A 25,167-nucleotide genomic window follows, 5' to 3' on the forward strand; every position below is an offset into this window, starting at 1 on the left:
GTCTGAGAAAAGACCCGACCGGCCGGCAAATAAAAAGGCCGCTGCCAGGGGCAGCGGCCTTTTCCTTCGCATTGGCTGGCAAAATTATCATTCATCCACCCTACTCCTTTTGCCAGGAACCAACACTACGCGGGGAGAGCCTTCCTTTCCATAAACCCTACGCGCGCTGAATAATTAGTAAGTCAAAAGTATACGGTGGCCAGCTGCCGTTTGGATTTATTGGACCAATACCCGGCCCCGCCCGGCCAACAGCGCCTTCCGCCCGGCGAGAGAAATTGCCGGGGCCGGCAACCCGGGTTCCTGCCGTACCTTTGCCCCCATCTTCCTCCTGTTTCTCTTGCTGCTTATGACTGCTCCGGCCGCTGATTTCGACGAAAACCACAACCCCTGGCAGGTACAGGGCTCGGAAATCGTGTACCAGAACCCCTGGATCCAGGTGCGCGAGGATCAGATCATCAACCCCGCCGGCAACCCCGGCCTCTACGGGGTGGTGTCGATGAAAAACAAGGCCCTGGGCATTGTGCCCGTGGATGCCGAGGGCAATACCTGGCTGGTGGGCCAGTACCGCTACACGCTCAGCGAGTACTGCTGGGAAATTCCGATGGGCGGCGGCCCGCTGGAGCTCGACATCCTCGAATCGGCCCAGCGGGAGCTGCGCGAGGAAACCGGCCTGCTGGCCGCCCGCTGGACCAACATCATGCGCCTGCACACTTCGAACTCCGTCACCGATGAGGAAGGCTTCGTGTTTCTGGCCCAGGACCTGACTCAGGGCGAAACCGAGCCCGAGGAAACCGAGGACCTGCGCCTCTGGAAACTCCCGCTGGCCGAAGCCGTGCAGCTGGTGATGGACAACCGCATCACCGACGCCATCAGCGTGGCCGGTCTGCTCAAGGCCGCCCGCCTGCTGGGCGTGTAGCCCCGGCAGGTTGCTGTCATCACGGGCGGGCAGTTGCGGGGCCGAACAGGCTTCCTCCATTCTTTAGATGCAGCGCTTGACTTTGGCGGTTCCCCCGGCGGCAGCTGCCTGCCGCGCCGGCCCCTCGCCTTCTTACCCGATGATTCCTATGCCGCATCTGTTCCGCTATATCGGTCACCGCCTCTACACCACCTGGGCCACGTTCTGGTTCGTGCTGCCCTTCGTGCTGACCTACCCGGTGCAGTGGGCGCTGAGCCGCTGGCCGGCCGGGCACCGCTACCTGCACGCGCTCAACAAGGGCTGGTCGCACTTCTTCATTGGGATGTGGGGCCTGCCGGTGGAAACCATCGGACGCGAGAACGTGCTGCCGGCCGGCCGGCCCGCCGTGTACGTGGCCAACCACAGCTCCCTGATTGATATTCCGCTGCTGTTCCGCACCCTGCCGGGCTGGCTCAACGTGCTGGGCAAAAGCTCCCTGGCCAAAATCCCGCTCTGGGGCCCGATTTTCGGCCGCGCTTACATCACCGTGGACCGCACCAGCGCCGTGAGTCGGGGCCGGGCCATGGTGCTGGCCCGCCGGGTGCTGGCCGAGGGCCGGGCGGTCATCATCTTCCCCGAGGGCCAGATTTCCCGCCAGGCCGGCCGGGAGCTGGAGGAGTTCAAGGACGGGGCATTTCAGCTGGCCATTGCGGCCGGCGTGCCCGTGGTACCCATTACCATGCCCCTCAACCACCGCTTCCTGCCCGATGTGGGCGGCTTGCGGGTGCGCTATTCCCCGCTGGCCATCATCGTGCACCCGCCCCTGCCCACCACCGGCCTGAGCGCGGCCGACGCGCCCGCCCTGCGCCAGCAGGCCCACGACATCATTGCCGGTGCCCTGCGGCCCGAGGCGGGCGGCTTGCCGGAAGCCAGCACCTGGCGCGCTCCCGCCCCGCCCCAACCAGCTCCGCAGCCCGCCCCGCCAGCCACGGCCGGCCGCCGAAAAAGTCCGGCTTAACCGGCAGGCCGTATCTTGCGGCTCCTTTGTACCTTATTTCCTTTAGCATCGTGAGCACCGACTTGGCTACCCTGCGCGGCCTGGCCCATCTGGCCCGCCTCGAATTCGACGACACCAAAGAGCAGCAGATGCTCGGCGACCTGAACAAAATCCTCGACTGGGTGGACCAGCTCCGCCAGCTCGACACCACCGACGTGGAGCCGCTCGTGCACCTGTCGCAGGAAATCAACGTGCTGCGGCCCGATGAAGCCCACAATTCCGTGAGCCACCAAGCCGGCCTGAGCAACGCCCCGCGCAAGGATTCCGACTATTTCCGCGTACCCAAAGTCCTCGACTAACGCTTGACGCCCCACGCTCCCACCTCCGTTGTCCGGGCCGGTGCGGCCCCGCTGCTGGCCCGGCCGGCCCGTTGGTCGGTGCCGCTGCTGGTGCTGGCGTTGTGCGCCGCCCTGGCCGTCGGGCTGGCCGGCTGGCACTTTTTCACGGCCGCAGACGCGGTCATGCCCCTGCGGCCGGTGGCCCAGCTCACGCCGGTGCCCGCCACCGTGGCCCGCGTGACGGTGGGCCTGGCCCAGCTGCCGGTGCAGGCCAACGGCTACCTGCTCACCCAGACCTACGACGTGGCCGGCCCCTTCCTGCGGCCCGAAGCCGCGTGGGGCCTAATATTGCTGCTGGGCGTGGCGCTGGCTTACTTTCTGGCCACCATCACCCGCCTCGCGCGGCCGCTTTTTGTGGCCGGCATGGCCCTAGTGATTTTCCTGCTCATGTCGCTGAACGCGGATTTGCTGGGCATTTTTGAAGTGGGGCAACGGTATTTCCTGCTCCTGGCGCTGGGCACGCTGGGAGGCACGGCCTACTACTTCCACGCCTTCCGGGCGGGAACGTCGTTTCCGCAACGCTTAGCCTTATTTGCGGGGCTGGTGGCGGCTCTGGGCGGGGTGCTGTTTCTGAAAAACCCCAATCCGGCCGAGCTCACGGCCCTGCACCTGAGCGCCTTTTTCACGGTGGGCGGGGCCCTGGCCTTCGCGCTGCTGGTACTGTGGGTGTGCTTCGAAAACGTGCACGGTTTGCTCTGGCTCAATACCCAGGCCGAGACGCCCGCCGGCCGCTACGGCCTGCTGCCCCTGCTGCTGGCCAGCGGCTTCTACCTGGGGGCCCTGCTGCTCTATTACCTCAACCAGAGCGAGCTGCTGCTGCTGCCCGGCCTCTACCTCGACCCTTACCTGCTGCTGGTGCCGGCCGTGGTAGTGGGCTGGCTGGGCCTGGAGCGGCGGGCGGCTACTTTTGGCGAGTGGGTGCCGCTGCCGGCGGCCCGCACGCTGTTTCTGGTGCTGGTGCTGCTGGCCGCCGCCGGGCTGGGCTACGCCCTGGCCACCGTCAACGACCCGCTCCTGCAGGCCGGCCGCGACTTCACGGCCCTGGCCTTTCTGTGTGGGGGCGCGGCCTTCCTGCTCTACGTGCTGCTGAATTTTGGGCCGCTGCTGCGCCAGAAGAAGGCCGTGTACCGGGTGGTATTCACCCCCCGCCGCCTGCCCTTTTACGCCCTCTACGCCCTCACGCTGGTGGCCCTGGTGGCTGTCACGATGCGCAACAATTTCTTCCTGCTCGACCAGGTGCAGGCGGCCTCGTTCAACAACCTCGGCGACCTGTCGCGCCTGGAAAGCGAGCTGACGCCCGACGACCTGTCGCGGGCCCTGCTGGCCGAGCGCTACTACGCCGAAAGCGACGCCCTCGACCAGCACAACCACAAGGCCAGCCTGGGCCGGGCCGCCCTCTACCGTTTCCGCCTCCAGCGCCAGAACGAAATCAACATCCTGCGCCGGGCCCTGGAGCGGCGGCCTTCGCCCCGGATTTCCCTGCGCCTGGCCGCCCTCTACAACGAGCCCAAGGACTTCTTCGACCGCCTGGAGGTGCTGCGGAACGGCCTGCGGGCGAATCCCGCCAACGGCGCCCTCAACGCCGACCTGGCCCAACTCTACTCCCGCTCCGCCCTCCGCGACTCGGTGACCTTCTACCGCGACCGGGCCCTGGCCGCCAATCCCGACGATGCCACCCTGCCCGCCAACGAGCTGGCCTACCGCATCAGTCAGCAGCAGTGGGACGATGCCCGGGCGTTGGTGACCAGCACCGGCTCCGCAGCTTCCAACGCCTTCCGCAGCAACGCCCTGCTGCTGGCCCAGCTCACCGGTCAGCCCGTCCAACCCGCCACCCTGCCCGATTCCACGGCCATCCTCACCAGCACCAGTTTCGCCCTGCTTTACCACGACGGCCTGCACCGCGCCGGCCGCGGCGACACGGCTCTGCTCCCGATCTTGCCCGCCCTGGCCGCCCGGCCCGATAATGCGCCCTACCTCGACCAGCTCACCTTCCTGCGGGCCTTCACCCAGCACTACGGCGGCCGGCCGGTAGCGGCCCAGACGACCATTCAGCCCCTGGCCACCGGCTCGGGTCCGGGTACGGCCTACTACCAGCAGCTCCAGGGCCTCTGGCTGCTCGACCAGCACCTACCCGCCCCGGCCGCCGGCCGCCTCCAGGAAGCCCGTGAAAACGGCTCCGCCCTGGCGGCCCTGCCCGAAGCCTACGCCTTCACCCTCACCAACCAGCCCGATTCGGCCCGGCAGGTAGCCCGCCGCGCGCCGGCTTCCGCCGAATCCCGCCGGCTGCTGGCCGCCCTCAACCCCGACCTGCGCACCACCTACGCCCAGGCCCCCGACTCGGTGCGGACCCAGTACCTGGTGCTGCGCGGCGATGAGCTGCCAACTCCGGCTCTGCTGCCCGCCGCAACCGGCATTAGCCCCCCGGCCCTGCGGGCGGTGGCGCTACGGGCCCAACTGCCCCGCGCTTTGGAAGCCGGCCAGACGGAAGCTGTGCGCCAGGCCCTGGCGGCGGCCCCCGCCCCAGCGGCCCCGACGGCGTCGGCCTGGAACGTGCTGCGGGGCGAGTTATACGTGCGCGGCCGGCAGTGGCCGGCCCTGCGCCAGTTGGTGAAGAAAGGCACTTTCCAGGGCTTCGACGAGTTCCAACGGCTCTACTTCCGGGCCGTGCTAGCCGAGGCCGATAAGCAGCCCGACCAGGCCGCCCGCCTTTACGCCGAATTGGTGCGGGAAGCGCCCTTCGTGGAAAACGGCCTCGTGGCCGCCGCGGCCTTCCACACCCGCCGCCAGGACTTTCCGGCCGCCTACAACGTGCTGCTGCGCGGTATCGACTACAACCCGCAGTCGGTGCCCCTGCTCAAGGCCTACGTGCTGGCGGCCGTGCCGGTGGGCCTGACGGAGTACGCCGAGTCGCCGCTTTACCGCCTGGGCACGTTGCTTTCCCCCGCGGATTATGGTACCTTTCGTACAGAGTACGCGGCGCGCCGCGCGGCCCACGCCGCCGCCGCTGCCCCCTGGAACTAACCCTGGCCCCTCCGGTTATGCTGCCTCCCGTTATCGAAACCACTGATATCTCCAAGGTGTACCGCATGGGCACCGAGGAAATTCACGCCCTGCAATCAGTGACCATCACCATTCAGCGCGGCGAGTATGTTGCCTTCATGGGCCCCTCCGGCTCGGGCAAATCCACGCTCATGAACATTGTGGGCTGTCTCGATACGCCTTCCGGGGGCCAGTACATCCTCAACGGCAAGGACGTCAGCAACATGAGCGACAACCAGCTGGCCGACGTGCGCAACCGCGAAATCGGGTTCGTGTTCCAGTCGTTCAACCTGCTGCCCCGGGCCACTTCCCTCGACAATGTGGCACTGCCCCTCATTTACGCCGGTTACGGCAAGAGTGAGCGCCACGAAATGGCCCGCGAAGCCCTGCGCAGTGTGGGCCTCGCCGAGCGCGCCATGCACAAGCCCAACGAGCTCAGCGGGGGCCAGCGCCAGCGCGTGGCCATTGCCCGCGCCCTGGTCAACAACCCCAGTATCATCCTGGCCGACGAACCGACCGGCGCCCTCGACACCCGCACCAGCCACGAAATCATGGACCTGTTCGAGGCCCTCTACGCCCGCGGCAACACCATCATCATGGTAACTCACGAAGAGGACATTGCCCTCCACGCCCACCGCATCGTGCGCCTGCGCGACGGGCTGGTGGAGTCGGATGAGGTGAACCACAACACCCCCGCCAGTCAGCTGGCCAGCCACTAGGCGCCGCGGCCCAACATTTCCGGGGGGTTGGGGGTAGTACGTCTTTATTCCACCGTTTTCCGCCTTTCCCGCTTGAAAATCTATACCAAAACCGGCGACCAGGGCCTGACCTCGCTCATCGGCGGCACCCGCGTGCCCAAATCCAGCCTCCGCATCGACTGCTACGGCACCGTGGACGAGCTCAACTCCTACATTGGCCTGTTGCGCGACCAGCCCGTGAATGCCGGCCGCCGCGTCCTGCTCAAGGAAATTCAGGACCGGCTGTTCACCATCGGAGCGTCCCTGGCCTCCGACCCGGAGAAGTCGAAGATGAAGATTCCGGACCTGCACGCCGAAGACGTGGCCCTGCTGGAGCAGGAAATGGACCGCATGAACGAGACCCTGCCCGAGCTGCGCGTGTTCGTGCTGCCCGGTGGCCACCAGTCCGTATCATTTGCCCACCTGGCCCGCTGCGTGTGCCGCCGTACCGAGCGCCTCGTGATTCACCTGCGCGAAGACTCCTTCGTGGCCGACCTGGTGGTGATGTACCTTAACCGCCTGTCCGATTATCTGTTCGTGCTCGGCCGCCAGATGGCCCAGGAGCTGGACGCGGAAGAGGTGAAGTGGGAACCCCGGATGTGAGGACAGGCGTTGTGCCAGCCTAACGAGTGTTCGGAAGAAATTCTGCATCTTTAGGTTTCCGCCCTTTTTCCACCACCCCACCCGCCGGGCGGGCCGCGGCCGGTTTACGGCCAGTCTCGCCCGGTCCATGTTTCACCCCGTCCCACCCGTTTCTCTATGACCGACACCCTGACTATTGCCACGCAGCGTACTGCCAGCTCCCGCCTGCCCGGGATAGATTTCACGAGCCTGGAATTCGGTAAAACCTTTTCCGACCACATGCTGGTCGTGGACTACCACGATGGCGAGTGGCAGGAGCCCCAAATCCTGCCCTACGGCCCGATGACGGTGAGCCCGGCTAACTCGGCCATTCACTACGGCCAGTCAATTTTTGAGGGTATGAAGGCCTACAAGAATGCCGCCGGCGAGGTGTCGTTTTTCCGCCCCCTGGATAATTTCCGCCGCCTGAACGCCTCCGCTGAGCGCATGTGTATGCCCCCGCTGCCGGAAGAGCTGTTCATGCAGGGCCTGATGCAGCTTGTGCGCCTCGATACCGACTGGGTGCCCGACTTCGCGGGCAGTGCCCTCTACATCCGGCCCTTCATGTTTGCCACCGATGCCATGCTGGGCGTGCGCCCTTCGGAGTCGTACCGCTTCATGATTATTACCTGCCCGGTAGGCCTCTACTACCCTAAGCCGCTGCGGGTGCGCTTCGAGGAGCGCTACGTGCGCTCGGCCGAGGGCGGCGCCGGTTTTGCCAAGAACGCCGGCAACTACGGCGCGGCCATGTACCCCACCAAACTGGGCCAGCAGGAAGGCTACAACCAGCTCATCTGGACCGATGCCTCCGAGCACAAGTACGTGGAGGAATCGGGCACGATGAACGCCATTTTCATCCTCGATGGTCGCCTCGTAACGCCTGCCCTGAGTTCCTCCATCCTCGACGGTATCACCCGCCGCAGCGTGCTGCAGCTCGCCCGCGACTGGGGCATGGAAGTGGAAGAGCGCAAGGTTTCGGCCCTGGAAATTCTGGAGGCCCAGGCCAACGGGACGTTGCAGGAAGCCTTCGGGGTAGGCACCGCCGCTACCATTGCCTCCATTGCCGTTATCGGCTACCAGGGCCAGGACTACACCCTGCCCGTGCCCGGCGAGGAAGCCTTTTCCCGCCGCGCTACGGCCGCCCTCACCGCCATCCGCAACGGCGAGGCCCCCGATACCCACGGCTGGATGGTGCGCCTGTAGTCGCCCGCCGTTCCGCTTCGTACCCGGCCAATGCGCCGGAGCTTCCGGCTCCGGCTCGTTTGCCGGGTATTTTTTTGCCACCTTTGGCCTTTCTTGCTCATCATTTTCGGCTACCCGCCGAACGGCTGGGCGTTCTGTTTCATTCACACTTTTTTTCCATGACCTACGACCAGGTGAAGGAGTTGAAGGGCCGCGCCGAGGCCCTGAGGAGGTATCTTTGACTACGATACCCGCAAAGCACAGGTAGAAGAAATCGAGGCCCAGACCACCGCGCCCGGCTTCTGGAACGACTCGAAACAGGCCGAGGCCACCATGCGTGAGCTCAAGGGCATCAAGGTCTGGACCGACGACTACGAGGGCGTGGCCAAGCAGGTCGAGGATGTGGAGGTGCTCTACGAGTTCCACCGCGAGGGCGACGTACCCGAGGACGAGATGCAGCGCGAGTTTAAGGCTGCTGAGCAGGCCGTGGAGCGCCTGGAGTTCAAGCGCATGCTCTCCGACGAGGAGGACCAGCTTTCCGCCGTTATCGACATCAACCCCGGCGCCGGCGGCACCGAGAGCCAGGACTGGGCCGAAATGCTCATGCGCATGTACATCATGTGGGGCGAGAAGCAGGGCTTCACGGTGCGCCAGCTCAGCTACCAGCCCGGCGAAGGCGCCGGCATCAAGTCGGCCTCCCTGGAAATCGACGGCCAGTTTGCCTACGGCTACCTGAAAAGCGAAATCGGGGTGCACCGGCTCGTGCGCATGTCGCCCTTCGACAGCAGCGGGCGGCGGCACACCTCCTTCGCCTCCGTGTTTGCCTACCCGGTAATTGATGACACCATCAACATCGAAATCAACCCCGCCGACATCAGCTGGGACACGTTCCGGGCCGGCGGCGCCGGCGGTCAGAACGTGAACAAGGTGGAAACGGCCGTGCGCCTGACCCACGCCCCGTCCGGCATCATCATCGCCGTGCAGATTGAGCGCAGTCAGCTCATGAACAAGGAACACGCGCTGCGCATGCTCAAATCCCGCCTCTACCAGATCGAGATGGACAAGCGCAACGCCGCCCGCGACGTGGTGGAGGCCGGCAAGAAGCGCATCGACTTCGGCTCCCAGATCCGCAACTACGTGCTCCACCCTTACAAGCTCATCAAGGACCTGCGCACCGGCATCGAGCGCACCGACGTGCAGAACGTGCTGGACGGTGACTTGGAGGAGTATATTAAGGGCTACCTGATGCAGAGCTGAACTAACCCGATAAACAAAAAAAGCCCTCCGCTTACACGGAGGGCTTTTTCATTTGCCTGCAGCTTACGGATTGGCTACATCCCACTGAACTTCAGCAAATGGCAGAGGCATCTGCGTCAGAACGCTGGTTTTCTTACCATCCTGTGTTGTCTCAGGGTCGATATCACCCAGCCGGTTCAGACGGCGCAGATCCACCCACCGCTGGCCTTCATAGAAGAGCGAATAACGGCGGTGGTACAGAATCTCGTTCAGCAGCTTCTCATCATTATCAGCTACCGATACAGGCGCTACGCCATAGGCAGTAGCCAGCACATTGATGGCTTCTACTGCCTTGGCCTTATTGTTTGTGTTGAGGTAGGCCTCAGCAGCAATCAAAATGAGTTCCTCGTTCTTGATAACTGGAATCGGGGACGTGTTGGTAGCGTAGATAGCGGGCTCATACGAAGAGCTCAAACCTGTGGTGGAGCGCAGATCACGCTCCCGCACCTTGCTTCTACGCGTATCGCCGGGGCGGATGTCCGTAATGAAAGACGGATGCGCTACCACAACCGTGGAGCCCTTCGCATTAGGAACCTGAAACAGGCTATTGAACACGTCCGGGTTAGCACCGCCATAGTTGAACAACGGACCCGCAGTGGGAGATGCCGTCAGGCTGAAGAAGCTGGCCTGTACGGCCGCCAAAGCATCCTGGTAATTGTTCGAACGAATGGCAGTCCGAGCAGCCAAAGCGCGGTTGAACTGAGCCATTGTAGCCGGCGTATTGAAATCTACGAAACCGGATGGCACGGGGAAAGGCAGCGTAGAACCGGCTTGGGCCAACTGGCTAGCCCCCAGATCCAACTTCTCTTTTATCGCTGCCAATACCTCCGGATAAGGCTTGATCTTACCCGGGTTAAGCGGATCCGAAACATCTACCCGCAAACCATTTTCGTACTGCAGATCCGACAGAACCAGCATGGCATAGGCTTCCGCAGTGTTAGCGAAACCCAGATAACCATTGCGCTGCTCCTCGGAAATCTGTGGGCTATTCGCGGCCGCATCGGCCAGCGTACGAGCCGTACGCCGGGTGGAAGAATACGCACCGAAGTAATTGCTCAGATAGTTTGCGTTGTCGATGGTCTGGATACCCAGCAGCTCGGTTACGTAACGAGGGTCCGAAGTAGACAACACGTAGATTTCACGGCCAATTACGCCGGGTACCTGATAGGCCAGCACAATGCCCTGAGCAGTATTGGCGCCGTTCGTACGCAGGTCGGAGAAAGTACCGGTAGCCAGGAAGTCCAACTGTGCTTTCGTCGGATTGTCCAGGAAGGAGGTACGGTCGGGGAAGTTGGGGTCAGTTACGTTTTCCAGTTCGAAAAAACTGCACGACCCCAATGACAGCACCATACCACTAAGGCACAGCGCTTTGGTTAAATTTTTATACATCTGCTTCAGTGTAAGTAAAAGGAGGACGAAGGACTCGGCGTGACTCAAAAATCAACGGCCAAGTGGAAGAACATACGCCGGGCGCTGGGGAAAGCAGCCAAGTCGATGTTGCCACCTACCGGACGGCTACCAAAGGCCGAAACCTCAGGATCATAGCCTCCTTTGTAAGGCGTAATCAGCAGCAAGTTGTTCCCGGAAACCCCGATTTTTACGCGCTGAATGGCGCGGCCAAGCGTTTCTCCGAGTGCCTCCTTCGAGAAAGTATAGTACAACGACACTTCCCGCAGCTTCATGTAGCTGGCATCCTGGATAAAGCCCTGCGTGTCTTGGTTGTAGCGACGCTCACCCAGCGTGGTTACGGCGCCGTCGGGGGCCGTCTCCGGATCATTGCTGTAGTCTTTGGTCGTACCCCCTTCGTCGTAGAGCAGTTGCGTGAGCGTACTATTGTAGCCCCCTTCCTTCACGTGAATCAGGAAGGAAAAGTCGATGTTCTTCAGGATGGTGAAGTTGTTGGCAAACGTCATCTGGAACTTCGGCTGCGACTCCTGGTAGGGAGTCAGCTCACCATTCACCAGCGGCGCACCAAACCAGCGGGTAGGCGACTCGTTGAGCTTGAGCTGGTTTCTACCGTAGAAGTTACCAAAACCCGGACCTACGATTTGCGTGCCGACATCCAGTTTGGTTATCTCGGTGCGGTTAAGCCAGAACTGCGTGCGGTTGACGTAACGGAAGTTAGGTTGATCAATGGCCGTAACGGCCAGACCCAACTCTATCCCTTTATTGACCATATCGCCAATCGGGAAGCCTGTTACACTGACTGCACCAGTGGAAGGAGCCAGCGGGAAGGTCAGAATAAGATCCTTCACTTGCTTGCGATAAGCAGTAGCCTCCAGCGTCAGACGGTTTTCCAGGAAGCCCAGCTCAATACCGCCTTCCAATTCGGTGGCGCGCTCCGGCGCTACCTTGTCGTAGCCGATGAGCGTAGAGTTACGCAGGCCCAAACGGTTATCGATGCTCACGCTCAGCAGACGGCTGAAGTAGTCACCGAAGCCCGCGGGTCCGCCCGTTTCTCCGTAGGCCGCCCGAATCTTGAACTGGCTTACCGGATCAACCGTCCAGAAGTCGAAGTTGGCAATGTTGACGGCCAACGAGGCTTTGGGGAAGTAATAAAGTTTGTTCTCTTCCGAGTTCAGCGTGCTCTTGTCAGCCCGTATGCCCAGCGTAGCAATTACTTTGTCGTCAAAGTTGGCTTCCTGTTGAGCATAGTAGCCGATATCGGTATTCCGGGTGAACGCCTGACCCAGAGTCTGAATTTTGGCCAGTGCAGGGTTGCGGGTACCAGGAATCAGGCCTTCCCCTTGGGTGAAAGAACCATCGAAGTTCTGCGTCAACCGCACGAAACCAGCCTGCGAAGTCAGGCCGATTTTACCCACCTGATGATTCAAAACCAGAATCGTGTTCAGGTTGGTATTGAGCTGCCGGTTTTTAGAGTAACGGGAAGCGCCCGGATTGGCGTTGGCCCGCTGCGACTGCAAATCGTCTGGCAGGTACAGTTCCTGTTCCGTAAGCGTGTAATCGACACCACCCTGTACGTTCAGGCGCAACGAGGTGCGCTCACTCCGCAGGAAATAGTAGTTAAGGGTTCCGGTCTGAATGAAGCGGTTGGTTTTCTCGTCATTGACTGCCCGGTCCCGGATAGCCAATGGATTTTCACCGCCGTACTCGTTATCCGGATACACGCCGTTCACCGGGAACAGGTTTGCGTAGCTGGGCAGGTAAGGCAACGCGTAGGTCACCGAGGCGTCGTTGTTGGCGTTGTTGGTGAAGCCCCGCTGGTTGGACGCGTTCGTATAGTTGGTCTGCGTGCCAATCTCCAGGTTCTTGGTGATATCAGCGTTCAGGTTGGCACGGATGGAGCTCCGACGGAAACCCAGATTTTTGACGATGCTTCCCTCATCGGCATTCGAGCCGGAGATGTAGTAGCGAATCTTATCACCACCGCCTGAAACATTGAGGTTGGTATTGCTCAGGAAACCAACGTTACCGAAGAGCTCATCCTCATAGTCGTAGATCTGACCGGCAGCCTGAGCTGCATTCAGACGCGCAATTTCGCCAGCTACCGTACCGGTGCCACGCAAACGACCGAAGTTGCTGATCTTCTCGGCAGTCCAGTCTTCCTGGCCCAAGCGGCGCAGGATGCTGGTAACGCCAACGTCCTGACGGAAACCTACCTGAGTACGCCCAGATTTGCCCCGCTTGGTGGTAATAATAATTACCCCGTTGTTAGCCCGCGTACCATAAATGGCTGCCGCAGAAGACCCTTTCAGAACCTCGATAGACTCGATATCGTCTGGGTTGATGTCCGACATCCGGTTCGTGGAACCATCCTGGCGGCTACCACCAGCTGCGGTAAAAGCATTGGCACCCCGACCCGAATCGTACGAGGAGTTGTTCGCGTACACCCCATCGATAATATAGAGGGGCTCAGTGCTGTTCGAAATAGAGGATGGCCCCCGCAGCTGTACTGACAGTCCGCCCCCTGGTGCCCCGCTATTCTGGGTTATAACGGCGCCCGACAGCTTACCATACATGGCCTGGTCAACGGTAGCAGCACGCGTATTGCCTACAAGCTCCTGCGCGGAGATAGACGCTACGTTGTTGGCCAGGTTAGAACGCTTCACGTTGGAAGCCAGACCGCTTACTACTACCTCACCAAGTTGCTTGGAATCCGAAACAAGTCCGGCATCAACAGTTGAAGCCGTTCCGATAGCCCGCTCTACAGGCAGGAAGCCAATGGAGGAGAAGGTTAAAGTAGTGGCAGTAGCTGGAACGTTGAGTGTATAGGTACCATCTGAGTTGGTAGATACACCTATGGTTGTACCCTTCACGAGTACCGTCACCCCGGGCAGGCCCTGACTGGTTTCACGATCCGTTACTCTTCCGGAGATTTGTCGATCCTGCGCGGCCGCCTGCTGCAACAGGATGGGCGCGAGCAGAGCCGCAGTTAATAAAGTTTTCCGCATGTGAGTGAAAAAGAGTTTGGTGAGATTGAACTGCGCGCCAAAGTAGGATTAATTGTCTGAAATTGAAAAAAAGCAAACACTTCCCCCTACCTTCTGCTAAAAGTAGTTATCTGTGCCAACATTTTTTGAAAGGAATTCAATACGGACCTGTGCACCCGACCTCACAATAGCTTTTTATGATAATAGTCTATTTTTTGAATGAATAAAGTGCCAAATTGAACTCCTCACAGAAGGCGGCAAGGAAATAATTCTTCTGCCAAGTCCCGGTCGTTACTCAGCCGGGGCACCTTGTTTTGCCCGCCCAGCTTGCCTTTTCGCTTCATAGCTAGCTGAAACGCGCCGGCAGGCAAGGCAGTCAGCAGCAGCGGAACCAGAATATTGCCCGTCCGCAGATCATTATAATACGTGTTGCGGTGGCGCAGACCGGTATCCAGGGCGGCGGCAAAGGCAGCGGCATCGTGGGGCGGACGGGCAAACTCCACGAGCCACTCGTGGCGGGACGGCACGGCCGGGTCGTTGCTGACCAAGGGCGCGACGGTGAACTCCACTACTTCTACTTCAGGGTGCTGGCGCATGGCGTCGCGCAGGGCCTGCTCCACCTCCTCCCCGATGACGTGTTCGCCAAAGGCCGAGAGGAAATGCTTGATGCGGCCCGACACCACCACCCGGAACGGATAGCGGCTCACGAACCGAACGGTGTCGCCGAGGCTGTAACCCCAGAGGCCGGCGTTGCTGGTGAGTACCAAAGCATACTGGCGGTCCAGCTCTACTTCGGCCAGGGTCAGGCGCGGTGGGTTGGGCTCAAAGAACCGTTCGGCCGGCACAAACTCAAAGAAAATACCGGCGTTCAGCAGCAGCAACAGGCCGGGGTTGCCCGGCTCATCCTGGAAGGCCAGAAAGCCCTCGGAAGCCGGAAACAGCTCGATGCTATCCACGGGCCGGCCGATGGTGTCGAAGAGCTTTTTGCGGTAGGGCTCAAAATTCACGCCCCCGTACACGAATAGGTCGAAGTTCGGGAACAACTCTCCCACCGGCCGGCCGGTGCGGGCCACGAGGCGGTCAAAATACATCTGCACCCAGGGCGGAATCCCCGAAATCAGGGTCATGGGGGCGGCCAGGGTTTCCTCCACGATACCGTCCAGCTTGGTTTCCCAATCCTCGATGACATTGGTGGCGTAGCCGGGCAGCTGGTTACGGCGCAGATAGGCCGGTACGTGGTGGTTCACGATGCCCGAAAGCCGGCCCGTGCGCAGACCGTTGACCACTTCCAGCGCCGGCGAGCCCGAGAGGAACATCATCTTCCCGTCGAGAAAGCGGCTTTTCCCCGTTTGGTGCACGTACTGAAGCAGGGCATCGCGGGCCCCGTTGATGTGGTTGGGGATACTGTCGCGGGTGAGAGGAATGTATTTGGCCCCCGAGGTGGTACCGCTGGTTTTGGCCAGGTACAGGGGCTTGCCCGGCCAGAGAACATCCGCTTCGCCGGCCTTCATACGTTCAAAATAGGGCTTGAGGGCCTCGTAGTCGCGGATGGGAACGCGGGCGGCCAGGTCCTGGGCAGTGCGGGCCGCAGACAAGTCATGGTCGTGGCCGAAGCTGGTGCGCGCGCCCCGGACCAACAGTTGGTGCAGCACCTGCTGCTGGGTTCCGACGGGGTCCTGTTGCCAGCGGCGGTACTGGGCGGCCACGTAGGCAGCCAGGGGGCGGGAGAGGGTAGATTTCAGGCCCATCGGCGGCAACTAAACAGACGAAAGAGGTAGAACAGGGCTGGCTGCAGGAGCCTGACGGCTAGCCCGGCCAACGGCGGCCCCTGGTTCACGAAGGCCGGCCCCATCTTTTGGTGCCTTTCTGCCGTACCCTAGGCAGTAAACTTACCATTTCCTTCCATACTCAAAACACTTGCTCATGATTCACCAACGTGGTAAAGCCGTCTGGAACGGCGACATCAAAGGCGGCGGCCATATCTCCACCCAGAGCGGCACCGTCGAAGCCCCCTATTCCACCGGCGCGCGCTTCGAAGGCCAGAAAGGCACGAACCCGGAGGAACTCATCGGCGCGGCCCACGCCGGCTGCTTCACGATGTTTCTGACCAGCATTCTAAGCAAAGATGGCAAAGCCGTCAAGCAGATCCAGACCGAATCGAAAGTAACGCTGGATACCTCGGGCGAGGTGCCCAAGGTGGTAAAAATCAGCCTCAGCACCGAAGGCGAAGTAGAAGGCATTTCGCAGGAAGAATTTCAGCAGTACGCCGAAAAGGCCAAGGAAAACTGCCCCATGTCAGTGCTGCTGAAAGCCGTACCGGAAATGGAGCTGGTCTCGGCCAAGCTGAAGTAGGTGATTGTTAGTTGTCCGTTGCTGGTTGTTCGTTGTCAGGGAATCCATTGGGGAAACTGACAACGAACAACCAGCAACGGACAACCGGCAACAGATACCCGGCAACTCCTTACTTTTGCGGGTCCAATAGACCTTTCCGTTTTCTATGCATCCTGACTCTACCCGCATTCGTCTGCAGCCCGCCAACACGCAGCGCATCCCGTTCTGGGGCCAACTCTTTCTGGGCTTCCTCTGGATAGGCTACACGGTGGCGCTCATTGTAACGGGCGCGGGGGCCAGTGACTTCCACTTCCTGCACTACCTGTTCCTGCTGTTCAGCCTGGTGTACGTGGGCTACGTGCTGGTGCACAATGCGCCTATCTTCGGCACCCAGAGCTACCTGGAGTTCACGCCCGCTTACATTGTGCATAAGGACGGCCTGTTCCGCCCCAAACAGGCCCTGGCTGCCGAGGAAATCAGTGGCCTGGAGCTGGCACCGCAGCAGTTGCGGGTGCAGCTGAAAGAAGGCAACACCCTTAACCTGAGCCTGCGCCAGGTGAAAGGGGCCAAGCGTAAGCGCCTGCTCCGCGAGCAGGTCCGCGCTTTCGCCGCCAAACACAGCATTGCCCTGCGCGACGCGCAATAAGCAGTATTGAGTACTTGGTATTGAGTACTCTACCCTACTAAATTTTGAGGGCTAAAACGGGGCGGTCGACCTTTGGGGTTCCTACACCATCCAAACCCGTTCCGCCCCGTGAAGCACCGCCTCAAAGCCAAACTTACGACCCTTTTGCAACAGGTGCCCATTGTGCGCCATCTGTCCCGCCAAAAGTTTATTGCGCAGTTCATTATCGGGCTCATCAAGAGCCGTAACGTGCAATTTGGCGAAGTGGCCCAGCACCTCAACGACCACGTCAAAGTGGCCTCCAACGAGACCCGCATTCAGGATTTCTTCCGCGAAGTATCGCTCGATTATGGCCTGCTAGCCCACTTATTGCTGCGCCTGTTGCCGGCTACGGGCAAGTTGCGTCTATGCGTAGACCGCACCGAATGGGATTTTGGCCAGTGCCAGGTCAACATTCTGCTCGTTACCGTCGGCCAGGGTGCCTTTCAGCTGCCCCTGTACTGGGAATTGCTCGACAATCGCAGCGGCAATTCCAGCGCCGCTGACCGCATTGCCCTGCTGCAAACCTGCGTACAGGTGCTGGGTAAGCACCGCATTGGGCTCGTGCTGGGCGACCGGGAGTTTGTAGGTCACGTGTGGCTAAAGTGGCTTCAGGACAACGGATTGAATTTTGTCATGCGCCTGCCCAAACACCATCAGCTCACCTATGCCAACGGGCGGCGGGCGGCGGGCGGCCGTAACCGACCTGGGCCTGGCCGTTGGACAGGTGCGCCGCTTTGCCCACGTACAAGCCGACGGCGTGTGGGGACAGGTCTGGGTCAAGGCCTTGGCCGAGGGCGATTTTCTGTTCCTGTTTGGCACCGTGGGCCGGCCCTACATGGACCAGCTTTACGCCAAACGGTGGACGATTGAGCCATGCTTTCAAAACCTGAAAGGCCGTGGCTTCAACCTGGAGGCCAGCCATTTGCGTTGTCGCCACAAGTTGCGCAAGCTCGTCGCCTTAGTCACTTTAGCCTATGCCTTGTGCCTGAGCGTGGGCACGGTGGCCCACACCAAGCGTGCCCCGATTAAGCGCAAGAAGCATGGCTACCGGGCCACCAGCTTAAGCCGCCACGGCCTCAACATCTTACGCCAACTCACCCGCCCCGCCACGAGCCCGCACGAACCCATGGCCCGCATGGTGGAGGCCCTAATGCGCTGGATTAGCTGGAAAGTCGCTCGCTATCAGGTAACTAAAATAGTAGGGTAGAGTAGGTATTGAGTATTTGGTATTGAGTATTTGGTATTAAGTATCAAAAAAAAGAGCTGGGATTTTCGTTCTGCACGCACAGTGCCCGACCGAAAACCCCAGCTCTTTTTTCCGCTTACGAGTATCTGCGTCTCCGTACTCAGTACTCAATACTCACCACTGAATACCCGCTACCGGCCCGCGAACTTCTTGCGCAGCTCCACGATGGTGCTGCGGAAGCTCTTGTCGGAGTCAATCAGGTCCGAGACGGTTTGCACGGAGTGGATGACGGTGCTATGGTCGCGGCCGCCGAAGTGGTGACCAATGCTCTTGAGTGAGTGGCTGGTGTGCTCCTTGGCGAAATACATGGCCACCTGCCGGGCCGTCACCACCTCCTTCTTGCGGGTTTTGGCCTTCAGCAAATCCAGCGGCACGCTGAAATACTCGGCGCAGGTTTTCTGGATAAAGTCGATGTTGACTTCGGCCTCCACTTCCTCAATGATGTGGCGCAGGGCCTGCTTGGCCATTTCCAGGTCAATCTCGCGGCGGTTGAGGCTGCTTTGGGCCACCAGCGAAATCAGCACGCCTTCCAGCTCCCGCACGTTGGTATTCACTGAGTGGGCCAGGTACTCCACCACCTGCGGCGGAATGTCAATGCCATCCTGCTGCATCTTGTTCTGGATGATGGCCATGCGCGTCTCAAAGTCGGGACTTTGCAGGTCGGCCGTCAGGCCCCACTTAAAGCGCGACAACAGGCGGTCTTCCAGCCCTACCAGGTCGCGCGGGGGGCGGTCCGAGGTCATCACAATCTGCTTACCAGCCTGGTGCAGGTGGTTGAAGATGTGAAAGAACATTTCCTGCGTCTTGTCCTTGCCCGACAAAAACTGCACGTCGTCGAGAATCAGGATGTCCACCAGCAGGTAGAAGTTGGCGAAGTCCTGGACCTGGTTGGAGCGCAGGCTTTCAATGAACTGGTTGGTGAACTTCTCGGCCGACACGTAGAGCACGAACTTATCAGTATTCGTGGCCTTGATGTGGTTGCCGATGGCCTGTACCAGATGGGTTTTGCCCAGCCCCACGCCGCCGTAAATCATGAGCGGGTTGAAGCTGGTAGTCCCCGGCTTGTTGGCCACGGCCAGCCCGGCCGAGCGCGAGAGGCGGTTACAGTCGCCTTCGATGTAGTTCTCGAAGGTGTACGTAGTGTTCAGCTGCGACTTGAGGTAGTCGCGCTCAATGGTTTTGCTGGCCTCGAAAGGGTTGCGCAGGGTAGCCGGCGTGGGGGCGGGCAGCACGGCGGCAGCCGCCACGTTGCGGGCCGAAGCCGTCTGGGAACTATACTCCATGGCCCGGGCCGCGGGCGTGGCGGAGGCCGTGGGGCCGGCCGCCCGCCGGGTGGTGGGCAGGTTCAGGGTGCGCGGCTTCTGCTGGGCATTGCCCTGATCAACCACGATGCTGTACTCCAGCCGCCCCTCGGGGCCCAGCTCCTGGTGAATGGCCCGCTTGAGCTCCTCCACGTAGTGCTCCTCCAGAAACTCGTAGAAGTACGTGCTCGGCACCTGAATCAGCAGCACGTTATTGTGCAGCTGCACCGGCACGATGGGTTGAAACCACGTGCGGAAGCTCTGCTCACCAATCGTTGATTTGATGACGCGAAGACAGTTGGCCCAGACGGTTTGGCAATCCTTCAGCATCAATCAAATAGGGCAAAAGCAATGAGGGTGCGGGTGAGGCAGTGAACAGGGCGGAAAGTGGCCAAAACAGGCCCCTTTTTTTAGAGGGAGACAAAAATGTGGAAAACTAAGGAGACAAAAAATCTTCCCGGTGCTTGTATTTCACCCGGTTTTACCACTTCCTGCATTTGCGAGGCGCCCTAGGCCGCCGTAATCGGCAGCACGGCCGTGGCCGCCACCGAAGGCCGGCGGCTGCCCCGTTCAAAGGAATAATCAAGGCGGCCCAGATTGATACCGGCCCAGCCCACCTGGTTGATGAGCGTGGCCCGGCCGTTGGGGCTGGCCACCGAATCGGGGGCCTCCAGGAACGTGTGGGTGTGGCCGCCTAGTATAAGGTCGATGCCGCTGACCTGGGCAGCCAGCTTACGGTCATCTATTTTGGCATTCTCGTATTTGTAGCCCAGGTGGGAAAGGCAGATGACCAGGTCGCACTTTTCGGCGCCCCGCAGTTTGGCCACCATGGTGTTGGCCGTGGCAATAGGATCGAGGTATTGGGTGGCCCCGAAGTTCTTGTCGGCCACCAGACCAGCCATTTCAATGCCCAGCCCGAACACGCCGATGCGGATGCCCTGCTTCTCGAATACCTTGTAGGGCTGGAATTTGCCGGCCAGAATGGTGTTGGAGAAGTCGTAGTTGGCAATCAGGAAGGGGAAGGTGGCGTTGGGCAGCTGCTTCTGGAGCCCCTCCAGGCCGTTGTCGAAATCGTGGTTGCCGAGGGTGCTGGCGTCGTAGGCCATCTGGCTCATGAGCTTGTACTCGAGCTCCCCCTGAAAGAAGTTGAAGTAGGGCGTGCCCTGCCAGATGTCGCCGGAATCAAGCAGCAGCACGTTGGGCTCCTGCCGGCGCACCTGCTCAATGAGGGCCGCGCGCCGGGCCATACCGCCCAGCCCGGCCCACTGAGAGGCATTTTCGGGGAAGGGCTCGATGCGCGAGTGCATGTCGTTGGTGTGCAGAATAGTCAGGCGCACAGCCTTGCTGTCGGCGGTGGCGGCGGGCACGGCGCCCGCGCCCAAAACGCCCAACGAGGCGGCGCCCAGGCCGGTATACTTCAGAAATTCGCGCCGATTCATCACGGATTCTCGCTGATTAGGGTGATTATGCTGATGCGGAAATCCGCATAGAAATTAAAAGAAGAGGTGGAGCCAACACCCTCCGCTGCCGGAGCCCGCCCCGCCGCGCTGGCCGCACTACGGGAAAAGCGAGCCGGTACCGCCCCTTTACTTAACGCGGCCTTCCACGCGGGCCTCGATGGGCTTGCCCTGCTGGGTCTGCTCGCGGATGTAGTCGGCAATGGCTGTGCGCAGCAGCACGCCCGTACTGCGGGGCGTGAGCGTCTTGAAGAAGCTCATACCGTCGCCGCCCCCGGCCAGGTAATCGGAAATGGCGATGGTGTAGGGTTGGGCCGGGTTGAAAGGCTGCCCGCCGATCAGGATGTTCTGAGGCTTGCCCTCGGGGCTGATGGAATAGGTAGCGCCCGAAACGGCCATCTTGATGCGGGCGGCGTAGCCGAAAAACTGCTCCACCACGCTACCGGGGGCCTCGAGCACCACCAGCTCGTTTTCAAACGGCATCAGCTCGAACACCGAGCCCAGCGTGACGGTGCCGGCCGGAATGGGCGCGCGCAGGCCACCGTTCGACATCACGCCCAGAGCCACCGGCTGCCCCAGCTCGGTGCTGGCCCGCGCCCGCTGAATATCGCCCACGAAGTTGGACAGGGGCGATTCGCCGGAGTTTTTGGTGAGGGCTACCGGGGCCGTGCCCAGCACGGCCGTCATCTGCTCCACCACCCGCTGGCGGTAGGGCGCGATGGTGGCTGCCGCCTGCGCGTTATCGGCCAGAGCAGCGCTAACGGGCTGGGCCGTTACGGGAGCCAGTTGTGCCTTGGCCTGGTAGGCCCCGCGCTGGCAGGCCGGCGCCAGGGCCACCGCAGCCAGCAGGCCCAGGGCCGCCACGCGGGAACGAAGAAAGTGCATCAGTTCAGAAAATTTGGGAAAGCAGGGGGGGCAAAGATACGGCAGCGCAAGCGGAGTTGGCTCTTGAAAAAGGGAACAGTGAATGGCAGCAATAATTTGCTCCCTCTCGCACGTACCAGGAGGTGTATCGCCCGGTATTCGACGAACCATCACCCAAGTACCGGAGCCACCCGCCTGCTCCGCAGCATTGGCACCCGACGCCAGCGCGCATACTGCTTCGGGCCGCTATGCGTGGGCTACTTCGCGCTGGTCCGAACTGTAAGCGTGCCCATCCTCTGACGCGGCGGTTAATGGCCTTTTACTTCGTCAGATCATAGCTCAGCAACAGCATATAGCGCGCAAGGTTAGTCCCCCCTTGTAACCCCCTGAATGAATTAGTGCGCTCAAAACGAAGCTCTAGACTCACGTTTCGTTTGTTATCGTTTGCTGTCGTCATTCCCAGGCTACCCAAAAATCCGGTTTCCAACAAGGCAGCAACAAACAATGGCCGCCATTCACTATCAGACAGGGGTACCTCTCCCGGCTGATACACCCGGCGTACTTCGTAGCTGTTCTCCAGTTGAAAATTCGTCCCGAAGCCCACTTGGGCAAAGGGCCGAAATTGTCCAGTAGAGAGCGTGTATCGTACCAACAAAGGGGTGCGCAGCGTGCTGAGTTTACCCCGGTATTGATACTGTTTTACACCGGCAGAAACGGATTGTCCCCCTGGCAAAACTGCACTTTCGTATTGCTGGGCATGGTAGAGGGCCTCGAACCGCAGAGCCAGTCGTGGACTGATATTGTTGAGCGGCAGCTGAACACCCAGCCCGCCTACAGGCCGCGCTCCAGCCGTGATGTTGGCCGTTACCTTCTGATAAACCCTGTAGTCGTTTAGCTCAATCCGGCTACCGCCCATGCCGGCCACCAGCGTCAGCCGGATGCGGGCAGGCGGCGCGGCAGCCTGCGAGAAGGATTGCGGAGAACCCACACACTCGTTATAGCGCCGAACCAGCCGCGCTAATGGGTTCAGGTCGAACTGCACTTTCGTTACCTGCTCTTGCAGTGCCGGGCACTGCCGGGTAGCCGCTTGCAATACATATCGAAAGGAGTTCTCTTGCCGGTCGTATGCCGCAAGGGTACCCGTGTTGTATTTTGGCGTAATCCCATTGTCATACAGGGCCTTACTGCCAATTACCCTCTCCGTGCTCTTGTTCAACTCCAGCAATTGGCCCTCCGCCCCCCGCACATAGTAATGGGGAGTTGCCTGACGATCTTTCAGAAAGAACAGCGACAACGAGCCGCTTACCACCATCTCCAGAAATACCGGTTGCCGAATGGAATCAATACGGGCGTCAAAAAACGACTTGTATTGAACCGAGTCGGCCAGCAGCACCATTTCGGATTGGAAGCGGCGGCCTGGAAAACCATAGCCGCGCACCTGTTGAGGCTTATACTCGATAATATCCGCAGTAGGTGAAGACCGGTAACGCGTCAATCGGCCATTGCGCAGACCGGCACGCGAATCTACCTCACCTCGCAGGGTATCACCGGCTAAAGTGACCACGTAGCCGGGCCGAAAATTGGTTTGGGCTTGAGCAGAGAGCCACCCCATCATCGTAAGAAACAGCACGAGTATTCTTTTGCTTATCAGCATATCGGGTAATAATGGTTTGGTTGCTCGAGTTAAGTAGCATTCGGACAGGGAGCAGCAAAGGTACACTCCGCTTCCGCCACCGCCAAAAGCCGCATTCGCCCCCGAACCAGTATCTTTAGCCCCGGCCTCCGGGCCCGTCGTTTTCCCACCCCACCCCGCTGCTTTTATGGCCGATTCGCCCCTACCCGTGCCGGTTTCCTTTGCTGAGTTCCCCGCCGTTACCACTGCCCAGTGGCAGGAGCGCCTGGCCCGCGACCTGAAAGGCCAGGACCCCGCCACCCTTACCTGGCAGACACTCGACGGCTTTCCGGTAGCTCCCTTCTACCACCAGGAAGCCCTGCAGGAGCTGGGCGGTGCCCCGGCCCCGCAGGTACGCCCCGAAGCTGCCTGGCGCAACGTGCCGACCTACGTGGTGCCCGCCCTCGACCGGGGGCACGCGGCCATCGACCGGGCGGCGGCGGCCCTGGCCCTGGGGGCCGAGGGGGCGCACTTTGTGCTGGCTCACACCGAAGGCTTCGACGTAGCTTACCTCTTGCGGCAGATTCCGCTGGCCGAAACCTACGTGGGCTACTCGGTGCGCGGGGGCGCGGCCGCGCTGCTGGAGCAACTTTCCGCTGCCGGCGTAGCCCTGCGCGGCTTCCTGGTGTCCGACCCCATTACCCAGCACGCTCCCAACCTGGCCGCCCAGCAGCAGGAGCTGCGGGCCGTGGTGGCGGCCAGCCGGGCCTGGCCGGAGTTCCGGGCTCTGGGAATTGATGCAGCGTACTATGGCAACCGCGGCGCCACGGCCACCCAGCAGCTGGCCTTCGCCCTGAGTACGGCTGCCGCCTACCTGAGCACCCTGCCCACCGATGACCTACCGCTGGCCGAGGTGGCCGCCGCCCTGCACCTGCACGTGGCCGTGGCGCCCAACTACTTCTTTGAAATAGCCAAGCTGCGGGCCGCCCGCCGGCTCTGGACTACCCTGCTGCACGCCTACGGCCTGCCGGCGGAAGTAGCCCAGCACCTGACCATTTTCGCCAGCACCGCCACCTGGAGCCAGACCACCCTCGACCCGCACACCAACCTGCTGCGCGTGACCACCGAGGCCATGAGCGCCGTGCTGGGCGGGGCCGATGCCCTGAGCGTGGGCACCTTCGACAGCCTGTTTCACGCCCCCAACGAGTTTGCCGAGCGCCTGGCCCGCAACCTGCCTATTCTGCTGCGCGAAGAAGCTTACCTGGGCCACGTGCAGGACCCGGCGGCCGGCTCCTTTTACCTCGAAACCCTCACCGATACGCTGGCCCGCGAAGCCTGGGCCCTGTTCCAGCAGATAGAAACGGCTGGCGGGCTGCCCGCCGCCACCGGCCTCGTGCTGGGCCAGCTGCACGCCTCGGCCCAGGCCCAGTTCCGGCGCATTGCCAGCGGCGAGCAGGTGGTAGTGGGTACCAACCGCTACCAGAACGCCCAGGAGCAGTTCGACTACAACCCCAAACGCCTGCTGCGGAGCCAGGAATTCGACAGCACCCGGGCCGCCTACCCCACCGAAGTGCTGCGCCTGGCCACGGCCCTGCACTTTGAGCGCCGGGAGAAAAAGAAGAAGCGCGCCGCTTTGGTGCTGCTGGGCGCGCACACCAACCAGCTCATCCTCGACTCCTTCCTGCGCACCCTCCCGGCCCTGGAGCGGCCCGAACTGCGCCAGTCCCACCCCGAGGGCACCTTGTCGGTGCTGTTTTCCTCGTTTGAGCAAGCCACGCTCATGTACGCCACCCCCGAGCAGTTCGGCCGCCTGGCCCGGGCCATCAACCAGGTGCCGCTCGACGAGCCCAACTTTGTTCCTTCTGCCCTGCTCACCGCCGACCTGGCTACCATGCAGGAGGCTGTGCAGCTATTCGGCCTCAGGGAATTCTCCGTGCAAGGCTACAGCACCGAGGACGTACTGGCCCGGCTGCAGGGGAAAGGAGTTAAAAATTAAAAGTGAAAGATTAAAAATAGCCTTCCCACCCCACCCGTTCACTTTGGCGAATTGAGAAGCTGGATGAGGAAGTGCCCGACGCTCAGCAGAGCCCCGTACGCGGCAGCAGATTCCTCGTTTTTTAATTCTTAATTCTC

General features: G+C 61.2%; 20 protein-coding genes. 12 read left to right on the top strand and 8 right to left on the bottom strand.

Annotated features, from left to right (window positions below; all coding sequences use genetic code 11):
- The first annotated feature begins 346 nt into the window (after positions 1-346).
- From KLP40_RS00615 to prfB, 8 genes are all read left to right on the top strand, one after another.
- Positions 347-916 (top strand): NUDIX domain-containing protein, encoded by a 570-nt coding sequence (locus KLP40_RS00615; RefSeq protein WP_215591553.1) that lies wholly within the window; start codon positions 347-349, stop codon positions 914-916.
- 148 nt (positions 917-1,064) lie between these two features.
- Positions 1,065-1,913 (top strand): lysophospholipid acyltransferase family protein, encoded by an 849-nt coding sequence (locus KLP40_RS00620; protein WP_215591554.1) that lies wholly within the window; start codon positions 1,065-1,067, stop codon positions 1,911-1,913.
- Between the two features lie 50 nt (positions 1,914-1,963).
- The gene (gene gatC, locus KLP40_RS00625; RefSeq protein WP_215591934.1) at positions 1,964-2,251 is read left to right on the top strand and encodes an Asp-tRNA(Asn)/Glu-tRNA(Gln) amidotransferase subunit GatC; all 288 of its coding nucleotides are present in this window, start codon (positions 1,964-1,966) and stop codon (positions 2,249-2,251) included.
- Between the two features lie 3 nt (positions 2,252-2,254).
- Positions 2,255-5,311, top strand: a complete 3,057-nt coding sequence (locus KLP40_RS00630; RefSeq protein ID WP_215591555.1) for a tetratricopeptide repeat protein — start codon at positions 2,255-2,257, stop codon at positions 5,309-5,311.
- A gap of 17 nt (positions 5,312-5,328) precedes the next feature.
- On the top strand, positions 5,329-6,048 hold the full coding sequence (locus KLP40_RS00635) for an ABC transporter ATP-binding protein (RefSeq protein WP_215591556.1): 720 nt from the start codon (positions 5,329-5,331) through the stop codon (positions 6,046-6,048).
- 72 nt (positions 6,049-6,120) lie between these two features.
- On the top strand, positions 6,121-6,669 hold the full coding sequence (locus KLP40_RS00640) for a cob(I)yrinic acid a,c-diamide adenosyltransferase (RefSeq protein WP_215591557.1): 549 nt from the start codon (positions 6,121-6,123) through the stop codon (positions 6,667-6,669).
- 156 nt (positions 6,670-6,825) lie between these two features.
- Positions 6,826-7,890: a branched-chain amino acid aminotransferase gene (locus tag KLP40_RS00645; protein WP_215591558.1), complete on the top strand. Its 1,065-nt coding sequence runs from the start codon at positions 6,826-6,828 to the stop codon at positions 7,888-7,890.
- 158 nt (positions 7,891-8,048) lie between these two features.
- Positions 8,049-9,126, top strand: a protein-coding gene (gene prfB, locus KLP40_RS00650; RefSeq protein ID WP_215591559.1) for a peptide chain release factor 2 whose coding sequence is annotated in 2 segments (ribosomal slippage) — positions 8,049-8,108 and positions 8,110-9,126 — 1,077 coding nt in all. Because the reading frame shifts where the segments join, the coding sequence is not laid out codon by codon here.
- A gap of 63 nt (positions 9,127-9,189) precedes the next feature.
- Here prfB and KLP40_RS00655 read toward each other — a convergent pair.
- The 3 genes from KLP40_RS00655 to KLP40_RS00665 all read right to left on the bottom strand — a co-directional run bounded on the left by KLP40_RS00655 (position 9,190) and on the right by KLP40_RS00665 (position 15,304).
- A complete protein-coding gene (locus tag KLP40_RS00655; protein ID WP_215591560.1) occupies positions 9,190-10,554 on the bottom strand; it encodes a RagB/SusD family nutrient uptake outer membrane protein in 1,365 nt (454 codons plus the stop codon).
- Between the two features lie 44 nt (positions 10,555-10,598).
- Positions 10,599-13,577: a SusC/RagA family TonB-linked outer membrane protein gene (locus KLP40_RS00660; protein ID WP_215591561.1), complete on the bottom strand. Its 2,979-nt coding sequence runs from the start codon at positions 13,575-13,577 to the stop codon at positions 10,599-10,601.
- Positions 13,578-13,801: 224 nt separating this feature from the next.
- The gene (locus KLP40_RS00665) at positions 13,802-15,304 is read right to left on the bottom strand and encodes a GH3 family domain-containing protein (RefSeq protein WP_215591562.1); all 1,503 of its coding nucleotides are present in this window, start codon (positions 15,302-15,304) and stop codon (positions 13,802-13,804) included.
- 175 nt (positions 15,305-15,479) lie between these two features.
- Here KLP40_RS00665 and KLP40_RS00670 point away from each other — a divergent pair, with 175 nt between their 5' ends.
- Positions 15,480-15,908, top strand: a complete 429-nt coding sequence (locus KLP40_RS00670) for an OsmC family peroxiredoxin (protein ID WP_215591563.1) — start codon at positions 15,480-15,482, stop codon at positions 15,906-15,908.
- 145 nt (positions 15,909-16,053) lie between these two features.
- Positions 16,054-16,533, top strand: a complete 480-nt coding sequence (locus KLP40_RS00675; protein WP_215591564.1) for a hypothetical protein — start codon at positions 16,054-16,056, stop codon at positions 16,531-16,533.
- 384 nt (positions 16,534-16,917) lie between these two features.
- Here the strand turns inward: KLP40_RS00675 and KLP40_RS00680 are convergent, their stop codons facing one another.
- On the bottom strand, positions 16,918-17,145 hold the full coding sequence (locus tag KLP40_RS00680; RefSeq protein WP_215591566.1) for a hypothetical protein: 228 nt from the start codon (positions 17,143-17,145) through the stop codon (positions 16,918-16,920).
- A gap of 73 nt (positions 17,146-17,218) precedes the next feature.
- Here KLP40_RS00680 and KLP40_RS00685 point away from each other — a divergent pair, with 73 nt between their 5' ends.
- Positions 17,219-17,761, top strand: a complete 543-nt coding sequence (locus KLP40_RS00685) for a transposase (RefSeq protein WP_215591567.1) — start codon at positions 17,219-17,221, stop codon at positions 17,759-17,761.
- A 170-nt stretch (positions 17,762-17,931) separates the two neighbouring features.
- Here KLP40_RS00685 and dnaA read toward each other — a convergent pair whose 3' ends face one another.
- The 4 genes from dnaA to KLP40_RS00705 form a co-directional block, all read right to left on the bottom strand.
- The gene (gene dnaA, locus KLP40_RS00690; RefSeq protein WP_215591568.1) at positions 17,932-19,431 is read right to left on the bottom strand and encodes a chromosomal replication initiator protein DnaA; all 1,500 of its coding nucleotides are present in this window, start codon (positions 19,429-19,431) and stop codon (positions 17,932-17,934) included.
- Positions 19,432-19,610: 179 nt separating this feature from the next.
- A complete protein-coding gene (locus KLP40_RS00695; protein WP_215591569.1) occupies positions 19,611-20,540 on the bottom strand; it encodes a bifunctional metallophosphatase/5'-nucleotidase in 930 nt (309 codons plus the stop codon).
- Positions 20,541-20,687: 147 nt separating this feature from the next.
- Positions 20,688-21,443, bottom strand: a complete 756-nt coding sequence (locus KLP40_RS00700; RefSeq protein ID WP_215591570.1) for a 5'-nucleotidase C-terminal domain-containing protein — start codon at positions 21,441-21,443, stop codon at positions 20,688-20,690.
- A gap of 298 nt (positions 21,444-21,741) precedes the next feature.
- Complete coding sequence (locus KLP40_RS00705; RefSeq protein WP_215591571.1) at positions 21,742-23,076, bottom strand: hypothetical protein; 1,335 nt, start codon at positions 23,074-23,076, stop codon at positions 21,742-21,744.
- Positions 23,077-23,242: 166 nt separating this feature from the next.
- Here KLP40_RS00705 and KLP40_RS00710 point away from each other — a divergent pair, with 166 nt between their 5' ends.
- A complete protein-coding gene (locus KLP40_RS00710; RefSeq protein WP_215591573.1) occupies positions 23,243-25,030 on the top strand; it encodes a methylmalonyl-CoA mutase family protein in 1,788 nt (595 codons plus the stop codon).
- The last annotated feature ends 137 nt before the right edge of the window (positions 25,031-25,167 follow it).

It is taken from the genome of Hymenobacter piscis (assembly GCF_018760735.1).
In the GTDB taxonomy this organism is placed as follows: Bacteria; Bacteroidota; Bacteroidia; order Cytophagales; family Hymenobacteraceae; genus Hymenobacter; species Hymenobacter piscis.